This window comes from Mesorhizobium sp. f-mel (assembly GCF_053850215.1).
The window spans coordinates 73,685-89,364 of sequence record NZ_JBSPTO010000006.1 but is presented as its reverse complement, the minus strand read 5'-3'; the positions used below and the strand labels follow the sequence as shown (position 1 = coordinate 89,364).

Annotated in this window: 13 protein-coding genes; 12 read left to right on the top strand and 1 reads right to left on the bottom strand. The window is 62.9% G+C overall.

The features are described from left to right. Nucleotides 1-29: 29 nt before the first annotated feature. From tolQ to ftsH, 8 genes are all read left to right on the top strand, one after another. Nucleotides 30-740 (top strand): protein TolQ, encoded by a 711-nt coding sequence (gene tolQ, locus ACWUKX_RS10855; protein WP_029348869.1) that lies wholly within the window; start codon nucleotides 30-32, stop codon nucleotides 738-740. 9 nt (nucleotides 741-749) lie between these two features. Continuing rightward, on the top strand, nucleotides 750-1,208 hold the full coding sequence (locus tag ACWUKX_RS10850; RefSeq protein WP_077375321.1) for an ExbD/TolR family protein: 459 nt from the start codon (nucleotides 750-752) through the stop codon (nucleotides 1,206-1,208). Nucleotides 1,209-1,216: 8 nt separating this feature from the next. Beyond that, entirely contained in the window at nucleotides 1,217-2,374 is a 1,158-nt protein-coding gene (locus tag ACWUKX_RS10845; protein WP_456006562.1) for a TonB family protein, read from the top strand. Between the two features lie 67 nt (nucleotides 2,375-2,441). Further along, nucleotides 2,442-3,725, top strand: a complete 1,284-nt coding sequence (tolB, locus tag ACWUKX_RS10840; protein WP_240992820.1) for a Tol-Pal system beta propeller repeat protein TolB — start codon at nucleotides 2,442-2,444, stop codon at nucleotides 3,723-3,725. Nucleotides 3,726-3,987: 262 nt separating this feature from the next. After that, the gene (gene pal, locus ACWUKX_RS10835; protein WP_095517985.1) at nucleotides 3,988-4,494 is read left to right on the top strand and encodes a peptidoglycan-associated lipoprotein Pal; all 507 of its coding nucleotides are present in this window, start codon (nucleotides 3,988-3,990) and stop codon (nucleotides 4,492-4,494) included. Between the two features lie 202 nt (nucleotides 4,495-4,696). Beyond that, nucleotides 4,697-5,809 (top strand): tol-pal system protein YbgF, encoded by a 1,113-nt coding sequence (ybgF, locus tag ACWUKX_RS10830; protein WP_456006559.1) that lies wholly within the window; start codon nucleotides 4,697-4,699, stop codon nucleotides 5,807-5,809. Then, on the top strand, nucleotides 5,803-7,212 hold the full coding sequence (tilS, locus tag ACWUKX_RS10825) for a tRNA lysidine(34) synthetase TilS (protein WP_456006557.1): 1,410 nt from the start codon (nucleotides 5,803-5,805) through the stop codon (nucleotides 7,210-7,212). Before ybgF ends, tilS begins: the two co-directional genes overlap by 7 nt. Nucleotides 7,213-7,335: 123 nt before the next feature. Continuing rightward, on the top strand, nucleotides 7,336-9,264 hold the full coding sequence (gene ftsH, locus ACWUKX_RS10820) for an ATP-dependent zinc metalloprotease FtsH (protein WP_065011263.1): 1,929 nt from the start codon (nucleotides 7,336-7,338) through the stop codon (nucleotides 9,262-9,264). 329 nt (nucleotides 9,265-9,593) lie between these two features. On the opposite strand, the gene ACWUKX_RS10815 is transcribed toward ftsH, so the two are convergent. Further along, a complete protein-coding gene (locus ACWUKX_RS10815; RefSeq protein WP_456006555.1) occupies nucleotides 9,594-10,385 on the bottom strand; it encodes a hypothetical protein in 792 nt (263 codons plus the stop codon). 523 nt (nucleotides 10,386-10,908) lie between these two features. On the opposite strand from ACWUKX_RS10815, the gene glmM reads away from it, so the two are divergent. The 4 genes from glmM to ACWUKX_RS10795 all read left to right on the top strand — a co-directional run bounded on the left by glmM (nucleotide 10,909) and on the right by ACWUKX_RS10795 (nucleotide 15,632). Next, on the top strand, nucleotides 10,909-12,261 hold the full coding sequence (glmM, locus tag ACWUKX_RS10810) for a phosphoglucosamine mutase (protein WP_455850254.1): 1,353 nt from the start codon (nucleotides 10,909-10,911) through the stop codon (nucleotides 12,259-12,261). Nucleotides 12,262-12,486: 225 nt separating this feature from the next. Further along, entirely contained in the window at nucleotides 12,487-13,317 is an 831-nt protein-coding gene (locus ACWUKX_RS10805; protein WP_065011265.1) for an outer membrane protein, read from the top strand. 189 nt (nucleotides 13,318-13,506) lie between these two features. Further along, nucleotides 13,507-14,256 carry an outer membrane protein gene (locus ACWUKX_RS10800; protein WP_456006553.1) on the top strand — a complete coding sequence of 250 codons (750 nt, stop codon included), beginning with the start codon at nucleotides 13,507-13,509 and terminating at the stop codon, nucleotides 14,254-14,256. A 200-nt stretch (nucleotides 14,257-14,456) separates the two neighbouring features. Then, a complete protein-coding gene (locus ACWUKX_RS10795) occupies nucleotides 14,457-15,632 on the top strand; it encodes a phosphoserine transaminase (RefSeq protein WP_456006551.1) in 1,176 nt (391 codons plus the stop codon). The last annotated feature ends 48 nt before the right edge of the window (nucleotides 15,633-15,680 follow it).

The window sequence follows — 15,680 nt, the reverse complement described above, 5'->3', positions numbered from 1 at the left end:
CGTGCCCGGAAAATCTTAAGGACGTAACCATGGAAAATATCGCACTCGCCGAACCGGGCGCGCATTTGTCGATTTGGGCGCTGTTCATGCAGGCCGGCTGGGTGGTCAAGCTGGTCATGATCGGGCTGCTCTGCGCCTCGATCTGGACCTGGGCGATCATCGTCGACAAGCTCGTCGCCTATGGCCGCATGCGGCTCGCGCTCAATCGCTTCGAACAGGTGTTCTGGTCCGGGCAGTCGCTGGAGGAGCTCTACCGCACGCTCGCCGACCGCAAAACGACCGGCATGGGCGCCATCTTCGTCGCCGCCATGCGCGAATGGAAGAAGAGCTTCGAGAAGGGCGCGAAATCGCCGCTTGGCCTGCAGACCCGCATCGACAAGGCGATGGACCTGGCGCTGACCCGCGAAATGGAAAAACTGGAAGGACGGCTTGGCTTTCTCGCCACCACCGGCTCGGCGGCGCCCTTCATCGGCCTGTTCGGCACCGTGATCGGTATCATGACCTCGTTCCAGGCGATCGCCGCATCCAAGAATACCAGCCTGTCGGTGGTCGCACCCGGCATTGCCGAAGCGCTGCTGGCCACGGCAATAGGCCTGCTCGCGGCTATCCCGGCCGTCATCGCCTACAACAAGCTGTCGTCGGACGCGAGCAAGATCGCCGTGCGCATGGAGGGGTTCGCGGACGAGTTCTCCGCCATACTCTCGCGCCAAATCGATGAAAAAGTCGCGCAGAAGACCTGAGGAACAATCATGGGAATGTCCGTAGGCGCGGGTGGCGGGGGACGCGGTGGTCGCGGCCACAGGCGGCGCGGCCGCCATCACGCGATGATATCTGAAATCAACGTCACGCCGATGGTCGACGTGATGCTGGTGCTGTTGATCATCTTCATGGTCGCGGCGCCACTGCTGACGGTCGGCGTTCCGGTCGACCTGCCGGAAACACAGGCCAAGGCGATTGCGGCTGACACGCAACCGATCGAGGTATCCATCAACTCCGCCGGCCAGATTTACATCCAGAAGACCGAGATCCCGATCGAGGAACTGGTGGCAAAGCTGCAGGCGATCTCGAAGACCGGCTATGACGAGCGCATCTTCTTTCGCGCCGACAAGGCAACCAATTATGGAGCGGCTCTGCAGGTCATGGCCCGTGTCCAAGCCGCTGGCTACAAGAATATGAGTCTCATCTCGCTGCAGGAACAGGACCAGTAGACAAGAACATGCGGACCGGCCTCACCACATCGGTGATCTTGCATGCGACGGCGATCGCCTTCGGGCTGTTCACGCTGTCGGCGCCGGCTGCGCTTCCGTCGTCCGAAGTCGAGTCGGTCGCAGTCGAGATCGTGCCGATGGAAGCGATCGCGCAGATACAGAGAGGCGACAAGAAAGCTGCGGTGAGCGAAAAGCCGGCTCCATTGCCGACCCAGCGTCCGGACATCGTGGCCGACGCGCAGACGGTCGGCGAAAACAGCGTCGATACCGACAAGCCGCCGACGCCGGAACCCAAGCCCCAGCCAGTCGATAAGGCTGAGGCGCCGCCGCCCGCGCCGACGCCGAAAGAAAAGCCGAAGCCCGAGGACGTGCCGAAGCCGAAGGAAGAGCCAAAGCCCATACCGGCGACCGAGGTCGCTCCGGTGCCGCAGCCGAAGGAAGAGGTCAAGCCCGAACCGGTCAAGCAGGCGGAGCCTAAGCCAACACCGGCCAAGGAGCCGGCGCCGACGCCGCCGCAGGACAAGACCGCCGCCATCGACCCGCAGCCTGAGGTCAAGCCGGACGCCGTCGCCGAAGCAATAACGAAAGAGCAGCCCACCGAGACGACGCAGCTTCCGGACTCTGCGCCTGCGCCGCAGGCGCGGCCGAAGCCGCAGCCGGCCCAGGCCGAAAGCGCCAAGGCGCCGGAGCGCAAGGACGCCGACAAGCCGGTCAAGGAGGCCTCGTCCAAGCCGAAGTCGGAAGACAAGCAGTTCAACGCCGACGAGATTTCCGCGTTGCTCGACAAGCGGAAGCCGTCCGGCGGCGGCGCCAAGCGTTCAACCCAGCAGGCATCGCTCGGCGGGGACAAGAATCAGGGCCAGAAGCTTTCAAGGTCGGAGCAGGGGGCGTTGGAGGCTCAGCTTGGTGGTTGCTGGACCCTGCCGGTAGGGCTCGAGGGTTCCGAGAATTTCATCGTCGTAGTCCGGTTCAACCTCGACGCCTCCGGCAAGCTGGACGGACGGCCATCTGTCGAAAAGTCGAGCGGAAGCCGCCCGTTCGACGAAAGTGCCGTTCGCGCGGTTCAGAAATGCGATGTGGCCGGCCTGCAGGTTCCCGCAGGCAAACAAGACATCTGGGCCGACGTGCGGGTCACGTTCGATCCGAGGGAGATGCTGGGCCTATAGGTCTGGCGCCCGTAGAATCATTGAAGAGAAGCGAGAAGACATGAAATCCATCCTCAAGCCGCTCCTGATGATCGTAGCGATGGCGCTGGGCATGACTGCCGCCGCCACCTTGCCGGCGCGGGCGCTCGTTGAGCTCAACGTCAACAAAGGCAATGTCGAGCCGCTGCCGATTGCCATCACCGATTTCCAGGGCGGCGATGCGTTGGGCGCGGAGATTTCCGGCATCGTCAGCGCAGACCTGAAACGCTCCGGCCTGTTCGCGCCGATCGACAAGAGCGCCTTCATCGAAAAGATCTCCAATCCGGATGCCACGCCCCGCTTCGAGGACTGGAAGGTGATCAACGCTCAGGCGCTGGTCACCGGCAGCGTCAGCAAGGAGGCCGATGGCCGCGTCCGCGCCCAGTACAGGCTGTGGGACACCTTTGCCGGCCAGCAGATGTCGGGCGAGCAGTTCTTCGCCAACGACGCCAATACGAGGCGCGTCGCTCATATCATCGCCGATGCGATCTATGAGCGGCTGACCGGCGAGAAGGGCTATTTCGACACGCGCGTCGTCTTCATCGATGAATCGGGCGCAAAGAACGCGCGCAAGAAGCGCCTCGCCATCATGGACCAGGACGGCGCCAACGTCCGCTATCTGTCGGATGGCAGGTCGATCGTGCTGACCCCGCGCTTCTCGCCAAACCGGCAGGAAATCACTTACATGTCCTATGAAAGCGGCCAGCCGAAGGTCTATCTGCTGCAGATCGAGACCGGGCAGCGCGAACTGGTCGGCGACTTTCCCGGCATGACCTTTGCGCCGCGCTTTTCGCCCGACGGCCAGAAGGTGATCATGAGCCTGCTGCGCGACGACGGCAATTCCAACATCTTCGCCATGGACCTGAGAAGCCGCTCGACGACCAGGCTTACCAATTCGACGGCCATCGACACCTCGCCGTCCTATTCGCCGGATGGCAGCAAGGTGGTGTTCACCTCCGACCGCGGCGGCCGCGCGCAGATCTATGTGATGGGCGCCGACGGTTCGGGCCAGACCCGCATCTCCTTCGGCGACGGCGTCTATTCGACGCCGGTATGGTCGCCGCGCGGCGATCTCATCGCCTTCACCAAGCAGACTGCCGGCGAATTCCAGATCGGCGTCATGCGCGTCGACGGTTCGGGCGAGCGCATCCTTTCAACCGGCTTCCAGCAGGAGGGGCCGACCTGGGCGCCCAACGGGCGGGTGCTGATGTTCTTCCGCGATTCAGCCGGCGGGCCGAAACTCGTTTCGGTCGATCTCACTGGGCGCAACGAGCAGTCGATCCCGACCGCGAATTTCGCGTCGGACCCGGCCTGGTCGCCGCTGCTCGAGTAAGCGAGGAAATGTAGAATTGAAGAGATGGAGACGACGGGATTCCTCAATTCTTCAATTCGCTCCTTTCCACGGCTTGGTCGCGTTTTAGCCGCATTTCCGCCTAGGGTCCGCGCACATTGTTGCCCCCTCTGGTGGCCTCTGGCAAAACGGCTGCGGACGGCAGCCGAAACCAAATTTTAACCGTGTTTCTTGAACGCCGGTTAACCCAAACGTGGTTACTGGACGATCAACGAAATCACTCGAATTGCGAAGGAGAGGCGGCATGGGCCGTATCGCAGCACTTACTAGAAACCCGGTGATGATCGCGCTGGTGGCGTCGCTCGCCATTGCCGGTTGCGCCTCGAAGAAGACCCCGAACAGCGCCGCCGATCTCGGTCTCAGCGGCGCCGGGGCGGCAACGCCCGGATCGGCCCAGGACTTCACCGTCAACATCGGCGACCGGATCTTCTTCGATACGGATTCGTCCTCGATCCGCGCCGACGCGCAGACGACGCTTTCGCGCCAGGCGCAGTGGCTGAACCAGTATAGGCAGTATGCCATCGTTATCGAAGGCCATGCCGACGAGCGCGGCACGCGCGAATACAATCTGGCGCTCGGCGCCCGCCGTGCCGCCGCCACCCGCGACTTTCTCGTCGCCAGGGGTGTTTCCGCCCAGCGCCTGAAGACCATTTCTTACGGCAAGGAGCGTCCGGTCGCGGTTTGCGACGACATCTCCTGCTGGTCGCAGAACCGCCGCGCCGTCACCACGCTCGGCGGCGCCGGTTCTTGATCGGCAATTTCTGATCGGCAGAAATGCAACACATATGTGCGAAAGGCGGCCGCGGCCGCCTTTTTCATGTCCGGCGCCCGTATATGGGACTTGAAACAAAATTTGGCCGAAGTCCTGCGTCCTGCTAAGAGCCGAGGCGCCTGACGGTCCCACTCCGATCGGAAGGCATGCAACAGGCAAACAATTTCACGGCGAGAGGCACATGCATTTCAGATCGGTCTTGAGCGGCACGCTTGCGCTGCTGCTCGTATCAAGCGTCGCCGCACTTGGTGGCGGTACGGGGGCAAGCGGCAACGAGCAACAACCGCCGAAAGGCGGCTTTTCCTTCCATTTGCCGAAGATCAACTTGCCCGGCGTTTTCGGCGAAAGAAAGAAACCGGATCAGGTTCAATTCGCCCAGGATGGCACCGGCACTACGGCGCTGGAGGAACAGCTGCGCCAGATGAACGGCAAGATTGAGGAGCTCAACTTCCAGGTGCTGCAGATGCAGGAGCAGATCCGCAAGCAGCAGGAAGACAACGAGTTCCGCTTCCAGCAGTTGGAAGGCGGTTCGCAAGGCGCGCAGCAACCAGCGGAGCAGAAAAAGTCGGACGCCACCACCAACACCGACAGCAGCGTCGCCGAGGCTCCGGCGACGCACGCGCCCACCGATGCGGGCACACCGCCCGCCGGCGGACAGAGCGGGGAGGTCATCGTCGAATCGCCTACAGGCGAACCCGGCACGGTGATCCCGGGCACGCCGCCGAAGACGTTCGGCACCATCACCGTCGACAAGAACGGCAACGTGGTCGAGGCCGACGGCAACACGCAGGCACATGCACCGGCGCAGAACACTGCCCCTGCCACCAGCGACCAAGCCCCCGGTGACAAAGGTGCTGACACGCAGGCCGGCAAGTCCGACGACACGGTGGTCGCGGCGCTGCCCGCCACCGACGACCCCGAGGAGCTTTACCGCAACGCCTACCAATTCATCCTGTCGGGCGACTACAGCACTGCCGAACAGGGTTTTCGCGACCACATCGCCCGCTTCCCCAAGAACGCCAAGGCGGCGGACGCGCATTACTGGCTGGGTGAGTCGCTGCTCGGCCAGCAGAAATACCGCGACGCGGCCGAGACTTTCCTCGCCGCCAGCAAGGACTATCCGAAGGCCAAGAAGGCTCCCGACATGCTGCTGAAGCTCGGTGTCTCGCTGGTCGGATTGAATCAGCGCGACGTGGCCTGCGCCACTTTCGGCGAGATCGGTAAGCGCTATCCCAACGTTTCCGACACGCTCAAGGAACGCGTCAAGCAGGAAAGGGCGCTCGCGGCGTGCTGACGCTAGAAACCGAGCCTGACCCTTCGGTTTTTTCGCAGATCGACTTTACCAACGGCGCTGTTGCGGCCGTGTCCGGCGGCAGCGACTCGACCGCCCTTCTCCTTCTCCTCAAAGATCACCTCGACCGTACCGCGCCCGCAACGAAATTGCTGGCTGTGACGATCGATCACGGCCTGCGGCCGGGCTCGGCAGCGGAAGCGCAAGCCGTGGCCAGGCTTTGCGTCGGGCGCGGCATTGCCCACCGCACCCTGGTCTGGTCCAGGCGCAAGCCGTCGACCGGCCTGCCGGCTGCCGCGCGAGAGGCACGCTACCGGCTGCTGGCCGAGGCAGCGCAGGCGGAAGGTATCGGCCTGATCCTGACCGGCCACACTGCTGACGACCAGGCCGAGACCGTGCTGATGCGGAAAGCACGCGAGGATGGGGCACGCCAAGATGGGCGAGGTCTCGCCGGCATGGCGCCCGCGACTCTTTACGACTGGCGGATCTGGATCGCACGGCCGCTTCTCGGCACACGGCGGGCGGCGCTGCGCGAAGTCCTGCAGCGCGCGAATGTCGGCTGGGTCGAAGACCCGACCAATGAAGACGAGGCTTTCGAGAGGCCGCGTATCCGCGCGGCACTTGCCGACCGCAATGGTACCCAACGCGTGGAAGACGCGGCGGCGCTGGCCGCGCGGGCTGCGGTGGAGCGCGAACAGCTTGGCCATCGCGCGGCCGCGCTGATCCGCGGCTTTGCCAGCAGGCCCACCGCCGGCCTTATCCGTCTCGATCCGGGCTTTGCGACGGCCGGCGACGAGGCGGCGGCCGTCTATGCGCTGCGCATCCTGCTGGCGACTGTCGGCGGCGTTGCCTTTCTGCCCGACCAGGTTCGCAGCAAGGCGCTGCTCGATCGGCTGAGGGCCGGACCATCTGGCACAACCCCATTTTTCGCGACCCCGTTTTGCGCCACATTGTCGCGGACGGTGGTCGATGCACGGCGTGCCGGCATCTTCCTGCGTCGCGAAACCCGCAACCTGCCGCCCGCTGCTCCTGCCGTGGACAATGCCCTCTGGGACGGCCGCTGGAGGATCACATTGGACGACGAACCAGGTGCACTTTTGATCGCGCCGCTCGGTGCGGCTCGTGCCGCAAAACGGCCAATTGCCGACGACGGCACGCCGCCAAGCCTTGTCCGCGCGGCCCTAGCGGCCGAGCCGGTGCTGTGGCGCGCAAGTGAACTTCTTGGCGAATGCCTCGGTTCGGCGCAGGACAGCCCGGTCTTGCCGGGAATGGCGGTATGCCCGGTGGTCGCGCCCTTTGCCCGCTTCCTGCCGTCCTTCGACCTGGCGCCGGCCGGAACGGTCGCCGCGCTGATCGGCGCGCCGCTTCTTCCTGCCGCGCCTTTTAGCGGCCACACTGCCGGTTGATCGTGGGCGAAAGCTTAACCGCGACATGCTGTTCTGCTTGGCAAGGGAAGGCGCCATCCCTATGTTAGACCCAAGTTTCCTCTCACGACGCGTGTCCGCCAGCGGACACCAACGGGACAATTGATGAATCCGAATTATCGCAATCTCGCGCTCTGGGCGATCATAGCGGTCCTGCTCATCGCTCTCTTCAATCTGTTCCAGACGCCGCAGACGCGCGGAGCAGCGAGCGATGTCCCCTATTCGCAGTTCCTGCAGGATGTCGCGGCCGGCCGGGTCAAGACGGTGACCATAGCGGGTGCCCGCATCTCGGGCACGTATACCGACACCTCTACCGGCTTCCAGACCTATTCGCCGGGGGATCCGTCGCTGGTTTCGAGACTCCAGGACAAGAACGTCACCATCAACGCGCGCCCCGAATCCGACGGTTCCAATTCGCTGTTCGGCTATCTCATCTCCTGGCTGCCGATGATCCTCATCCTTGGCGTCTGGATATTCTTCATGCGCCAGATGCAATCCGGCTCCGGCCGCGCCATGGGTTTCGGCAAGTCGAAGGCCAAGCTTTTGACCGAAGCGCATGGCCGCGTCACCTTCCAGGACGTCGCCGGCGTCGACGAAGCCAAGCAAGATCTTGAAGAGATCGTCGAATTCCTGCGTGATCCGCAGAAGTTCCAGCGGCTTGGCGGCAAGATCCCGCGCGGCGTGCTGCTCGTCGGCCCTCCCGGGACCGGCAAGACGCTGCTTGCCCGTTCGGTCGCCGGTGAGGCCAACGTGCCGTTCTTCACCATTTCCGGCTCGGATTTTGTCGAGATGTTCGTCGGCGTTGGCGCCAGCCGCGTCCGCGACATGTTCGACCAGGCTAAGAAGAATGCGCCCTGCATCATCTTCATCGACGAAATCGACGCGGTCGGCCGCCATCGCGGCGCCGGCCTCGGCGGCGGCAACGACGAGCGCGAGCAGACGCTGAACCAGTTGCTGGTCGAAATGGACGGCTTCGAATCCAATGAAAGCATCATCCTGATCGCCGCCACCAACCGCCCGGACGTGCTCGATCCGGCGCTGCTCAGGCCCGGCCGTTTCGACCGACAGGTGGTGGTGCCGAATCCGGACATCGTCGGCCGCGAGAAGATCCTGAAGGTGCATGTGCGCAACGTGCCGCTGGCGCCCAATGTCGACCTCAAGGTGATCGCACGCGGCACGCCGGGCTTTTCCGGCGCCGACCTGATGAACCTCGTCAACGAATCCGCCCTGATGGCGGCGCGGCGTAACAAGCGCCTTGTCACCATGGCCGAGTTCGAGGACGCCAAGGACAAGATCATGATGGGCGCCGAACGCCGCTCGTCGGCGATGACCCAGGCCGAGAAGGAACTCACCGCCTATCACGAGGCCGGCCACGCCATCCTGGCGCTGAACGTGCCGTCGGCCGATCCGCTGCACAAGGCGACAATCATCCCGCGCGGCCGGGCGCTTGGCATGGTCATGCAGCTGCCGGAAGGCGACCGTTATTCGATGAGCTACAAATACATGATCTCGCGCCTCGCCATCATGATGGGTGGCCGCGTCGCCGAGGAGTTCAAGTTCGGCAAGGAGAACATCACCTCGGGCGCCTCCTCGGACATCGAGCAGGCAACCAAGCTGGCGCGCGCCATGGTCACGCGCTGGGGCTTCTCCGACAAGCTCGGCCATGTCGCCTATGGCGATAACCAGGAAGAGGTCTTCCTCGGCCATTCGGTGGCGCGCACGCAGAACGTCTCGGAAGAGACGGCGCAGATCATCGACGCCGAAGTGCGCCGGCTGATCGACGAGGCCTATTCGACGGCGAAATCCATCCTGACCAAGAAGAAGAAGGAATGGATCGCGCTGGCGCAGGGTCTGTTGGAATATGAGACGCTGTCCGGCGAGGAGATCAAGCAGCTGATCGCCGGCCACAAGCCCGCCCGCGATCTCGGCGACGACACGCCACCGAGCCGTGGCTCGGCCGTGCCGAAGTCCGGCAGCCGCCGCAAGAAGGGCCCGGAGCCCGAAGGCGGCATGGAGCCTCAGCCGTCAAGCTAGGGTCCGGCCCAGGAGATTGATTTCGAAAATCGCCGCGGTGTTGATCGCGGCGTTTTCATTGGAGGGCTGCCAACAGTCGGTCGCGGCCTGAGAACTCCATCGCTTCACCCGGTGCCGGGGACTTCTCCACATGGGAGGTAGACGCTGAAGGTTTGCGGAGGCCGTGATGAGGGCCGGTCTCCCCCGCACGGGCCCCGCAAGGGGGAGACCGGCCGTCACCTCCGCTTTTACGAACCTTCAGCACTGCCGGCACAATTTATCGCCGGCAACAGGAAGGCCCGCGAACCTTGCGGTTGGCGGGCCTTCCTGTCTTCAGGTGTTACTGCCGATCAGCTCTTCAGCGCGGCATTGCAAAGGCTGTAGAAGCCGCCACCCTTCTGGATCCACTTGAGGCCACCCAGCGTATCGGCCTCCTTGTTGGCGTGGTACTGGTCGCGGCAGGTGTGCATGCGGCCCTTCGCCGGGGTTTCGCTGCTATACTTGGTGGAGATCGCCTTCGGAAACGTCACACCCTGGGGAGCGGTGACGGTCGGCGTTTCCGGGTGGCTGGTGAGGCTTGCCTGATCGGCTGCCGGCATGGTGTCGTCGTCGGAACCCCCGGCACCGCACTGGCTCATGCGGAAGTCGTTCCACTTCATGCCGTTCAGCGTGTTGCCGGTCTTGGCCGCCTGATACTTGGCGCTGCAATCCGCCCTGCTGAGGCCGTTGCCCGCGTTGGCAGTCGCCGCTGCCTTGGTCGTCGCTGCGGCGGGTTCCACCGTCGCGCTGGCGCCGGCGGCGCATTCGCTCTTGCGGAAGTCACTCAACTTCGTGCCGTTCAGCGTGCCGGCGGCCTTTGCAGCCTGGTATTTGGTGCTGCATTCTTCCGCCGTCAGGCCCGGTGCCGCGTCGGTAATTGCAGCGCTGGTGCTGTCCGCTGCGGCTGGCGTGGCGTCGGCGGCGTCGGTACCGCATTCTGCCTTGCGGAACTGGTTCCAGTTCTGCCCGCCAAGTGTTCCGGCGTCCTTTGCCGCGTTATACTTGGTGCTGCATTCAGTCATGGTCAGCGCATTGGCGGGCGCCGTCAGGAATAAAGTCACGACGGCGAGACCCGTCAAAGTGGCAAGTCGATGGATGAGCATGCGTCTTCTCCCTCCGATGTTCACGATATGTACCAAGCAAGCAGTAGCACTCAACGGCTGGTTGCGCCAGAGGCTAAACGGCGTAAAAGCTGTCGGAAAGTGCATTATTTCGATAAAGTCGTAGCCAGCTCCTGTCCGCCAGGTAGATTTTCCCGAGCGCTTTTGCACGGAAAGCGCGCATAGAGCGGCCCACAGTGAGGGACTGCCTGACATGGCGGGTTCGATCGAGTGTCGCCGCTGCGGCGCAACTGAATGCCCGATCCAGGGCCACTCGACCCGCGGATTGCGAATTCAGTGCCTACTGACTGAGACAACAAAGAATCCAGATGCAGTCTGAAGTTCCTGAACGCTGCTGCCGCAACCAGGCAGGAAACCTGAAAATCCACGCACGAGCGTGACACAAAACACACAAAACAACAATTTTCTAAGGATTGGTGACCTATAATCATGCATTGTGATGATAGGGCTCGGGCCAATTTATGGCATGACGTGCCGGAAAAGAACCATCGGGAAGCTGGCTAGCATGGCAGGAAGTTATTTCGGTACGGACGGCATTCGCGGGCGCGCCAACAGGTTTCCAATGACGGCGGAGGTCGCCATGAGGGTCGGCATGGCCGCCGGCCTTTCGTTCCAGCGCGGCAACCATCGCCACCGCGTCGTGCTCGGCAAGGACACCAGGCTTTCCGGTTACATGATCGAGAATGCGATGGTGTCGGGTCTGTGCGCCGCCGGCATGGACGTGTTCCTGCTCGGCCCGATTCCGACGCCCGCGGTCGCCATGCTGGTGCGCTCATTGCGCGCCGACATCGGCGTGATGATCTCGGCCTCGCACAATCCCTACTACGACAACGGTATCAAGCTGTTCGGCCCAGATGGCTACAAGCTCTCCGATGAGATCGAGGAGCGAATTGAGGGGATGCTCGACAAGGATATCGACCTGGCGCTCGCCGATTCGGACGGGCTCGGCCGCGCCAAGCGCGTCGACGGCGTCCACGACCGCTACATCGAATTCGCCAAGCGCACGCTGCCGCGCTCGATGTCGCTTTCGGGCCTCCGCATTGTCGTCGATTGCGCCAACGGCGCCGCATACAAGGTGGCGCCCGAGGCGCTGTGGGAACTCGGCGCCGAGGTCGTCGCTATCAATGTCGAGCCCAATGGCTTCAACATCAACAAGGAGTGCGGCTCGACCCATCCGGCCGGCCTGCAGAAGAAGGTCCACGAAGTGCGCGCCGATATCGGCATCGCGCTCGACGGCGATGCCGACCGCGTCGTCATCGTCGACGAGAACGGCGCGATCGTCGATGGCGATCAGATCATGGCGCTGATCGCCGAGTCCTGGCATCAGAGCGGACGGCTGGCCGGAGGTGGCATCGTCTCGACGGTGATGTCCAATCTCGGCCTCGAACGCTTCCTCGGCGACATGAACCTGCAGTTGCACCGCACCAAGGTCGGCGACCGCTATGTCGTCGAGCACATGCGTGCGCACGGCCTGAATGTCGGCGGCGAACAGTCGGGCCACATCGTGCTGTCCGATTTTTCCACCACCGGCGACGGCCTCGTCTCGGCGCTCCAGGTGCTCGCCTGCATCAAGCGGCAGAACCGGCCGGTCAGCGAACTGTCGAAGAAGTTTGCGCCGGTGCCGCAGCTGCTGAAGAACGTCCACATTTCCGGCGGCAAGCCGCTCGAGGAAGCCCTGGTCAAGGCGGCGATCGAAGATGGACGGCACCGCCTGGGCAAGGCCGGGCGCCTGGTCATCCGGCCATCCGGCACGGAACCGCTCATCCGCGTCATGGCGGAAGGCGACGATCAGCAACTGGTCGAGGCCGTCGTCAACGATATCGTCGAGGTCATTTCGGAAACGCGCAGCGCCGCCTGATCCTGCAGCTTTTGCCAGTTTGAAAGCCCGCCTCCGGCGGGCTTTTTTCGTTGGCTTGCACGCAAATTCTCCGCAGAAATGACGCGAAAACTCTGAAAGATTTAGAGGTACATGGTTAAGCGATACGGTTAAACGCGTTTTAACTTTTCCAATTCATTATCCACGACTGAAGCCAATCAGATTCGGACGCGTTCGCTGTGCCGAGGGTTCTCAGGGGTGACAAGCATGTTCAATACAGCAAGAATGGCCCTCTTTGCCGCGCTGCTCGCGGGCGTGGCCGGACCAGTGTTCGCCGCCGACTTCGTCGAGCCGCCCGTGGTCGAGCCGGCCCCGCCGCCGCCCGTCTACGAGCAGCCGGTCGAATATGGCGGCTGGTACATTCGCGGCGACATCGACTACCACTGGTCGAAGTTCCGCGGCGGCGACTACATCACCTACGGGCCGGATCCAGGCACCGGCCGCTTTGACAGCGGCAAGCTGGAGGGCGCCTTCTCGGCCGGCGCCGGCGTCGGTTATCAGATCAACCAGCATTTTCGCACCGACCTGACCGCGGACTGGATGAGCAAATCCGATTTCCGCGGCTCGACCAGCGGCATCTGCCTCGATGGAGATCCCTGCACTTCGACCGACACCTCGTCCTATACGGCGCTGCTGCTTCTCGCCAACGCCTATGTCGATATCGGCACCTGGCATGGCATCACGCCGTATGTCGGCGCCGGCATCGGCGGTGCCTGGGTCAAGTGGGATACGCTGCATAACGTCACTGAGGACGGTTCGTTTGAGCATAGCGGCGGCAAAGGCTGGCGTTTTGCCTATGCCGCCATGGCGGGCGCATCCTACTGCCTGACCGATCGTGTCAAGCTCGATGTCGGCTACCGCTACAGCCATATCGAAGGCGGTAAGATGTTCGACTTCGCCAGTGGCGTCGGTCCGGGCCATGACAAAGGCATCAATGTGCACGAAGTGCGCGGCGGCCTGCGCTACCAGTTCGGCAACTCGGGCTGCGCCCAGCCGGAGCCGATCGCCTACGAACCCGAACCGGTCTACACCAAGTAATCGCTTCGAGAGCAGGGTTGCGGACCGCCCGGCGAAAGCCGGGCGGTTTTCGTTTGAGTCAGGAAAGCGCATCAAAATCAAATCGCTAACGTGCTGTTATCCTTAACCGCCACTTAACCACTATGGTTAACAATGCTCTGAAACGGCGCTCGCGATCGCGAATGGCGCCACCTTCGGGAGCCAGGGATCATGACATTCAAATCGCGCATAGCGCTGGCGCTTGCAGCAATCGCCCTGATGCCGCTGTCTCAAGCGCTTGGCGCCGACTACGATCCGCCGATCTATGTCGACCAGGCGCCGGACTATGTGCCGGTCGAAGTCGGTTCGGGATGGTATCTGCGGGGCGATGTCGCTTATTTGCCGGAAAAGAGTTTCGAAGATGAGGACTTCGCCTTCACACCGGCGAGCTTCAGCGACAATGAGGATCCGATCTTTGCCAGCATCGGCTTCGGCTATCATTTCAACGACTATCTGCGGGCCGATCTCAATTTCGGCTATCTGCCCGGCAACAAGATCGGCGTCGGCTATGATGACGGAACGACCGTGGCAGCAGCGTCCCTGAAGAACTACGCCTTCTCGGGCATGCTCAATGGCTATGTCGATCTTGGCACATATGTCGGGATCACGCCCTATCTCGGCGCGGGTATCGGAATCGTCCAGAGCAATCGCAAGCTTTCGGCGAGCTATTTCACCGACAACAATGACCCTACCGACGATTTTGTTCTGCAGGACGACAAGACCCAGTATTCCTTTGCCTATACGCTTAATGCGGGCCTTGCCTATCAAGTGTCCAAGAATGTTTCCGTCGATCTGGGCTATCAGTATTTTTCCGCGCCCGACGCCGAATATGCGACTGCCGAGAGTCTAAATTCCTATCCGATCGACAAAGGGATCAGCAATCATCAGGTTAAGCTCGGGTTGCGCTACGACCTCTGGTAGGAGCTGCGCGGGCGACAATCAAGACGGCGGATCTTCGGGTCCGCCCTCGTTTTCGAGGCCCACGACATTCTCTTCACAGGTGATCAGTATCCTGCCAGCGACAAAAACTTTCCCCTTGACGCCTGACGCCTGAACGCATATCGCCATCCGTGGGCCACCCCTCCCCAACGAGGGGCCACTATCTGGAAGGATAGACCACGATGACGACGCGTACGAAGCCCGGACTCCGTCCGGCAAATCCCAATTTTTCCTCAGGTCCCTGTGCAAAACGTCCCGGCTGGTCGGTCGATGCGCTGACCAATGCCGCGCTCGGACGCTCGCACCGCGCCAAGATCGGCAAGACCAAGCTCGAACAGGCGATCGAGCTGACGCGAGAGGTCCTCCAGGTTCCGGCAGACTATCGCATCGGCATTGTGCCGGCGTCGGATACCGGCGCGGTCGAGATGGCGCTGTGGTCGCTGCTCGGCGAGCGCGGCGTCGACATGGTCGCCTGGGAGAGTTTCGGTTCCGGCTGGGTCACCGACGTGGTCAAGCAGCTGAAGCTTGCCGACGTTCGCAGGATCGAAGCCGGTTACGGCGCGCTGCCGGATCTGACAAAAATCGACTTTGACCGCGATGTGGTCTTCACCTGGAACGGCACGACATCAGGCGTGCGTGTGCCGAACGGCGAGTTCATTCCGGCCAGCCGCAAGGGCCTGACCATCTGCGACGCGACGTCGGCGGCCTTTGCGCAAAAGCTCGATTTCCAGAAGCTCGATGTCGTCACCTTCTCCTGGCAAAAGGTGCTGGGCGGCGAAGGTGCGCACGGCATGCTGATCCTCAGCCCGCGCGCCGTCGAGCGGCTGGAAAGCTACAAGCCCGCCTGGCCGCTGCCGAAAATCTTTCGCCTCACCTCGGGCGGCAAGCTCATCGAAGGCATCTTCAAGGGCGAGACCATCAACACGCCATCGATGCTGTGCGTCGAGGACTATCTCGACGCGCTGCGTTGGGCGAAGTCGATCGGAGGCCTCGACGCATTGATTGCCCGCGCCGACGCCAATGCCGCCGTTATCGACGGTTTCGTCGACAGATCCGCATGGCTCGGCCATCTGGCCACCGACCCGGCGACGCGGTCGAACACGTCCGTCTGTCTTTCCTTCACCGACCCGGATGTCGCCGCGCTTGATGCCGACGGACAAGCGGCGTTCGCCAAGGGGATCGTCTCGACGCTCGACAAGGAAGGCGTCGCCTACGATATCGGCGCCTATCGCGATGCGCCGCCCGGCCTGCGCATCTGGTGCGGCGCGACGGTCGAGACCTCCGACCTCGAAGCGCTGCTGCCGTGGCTCGACTGGGCCTTTGCCGCACAAAAGGCGTCGCTCAAGGCGGCTGCCTGAGTTTCCCGTGGCGGCCCTCGGGGCCGCCCATTCCCAAACGGATCAAAT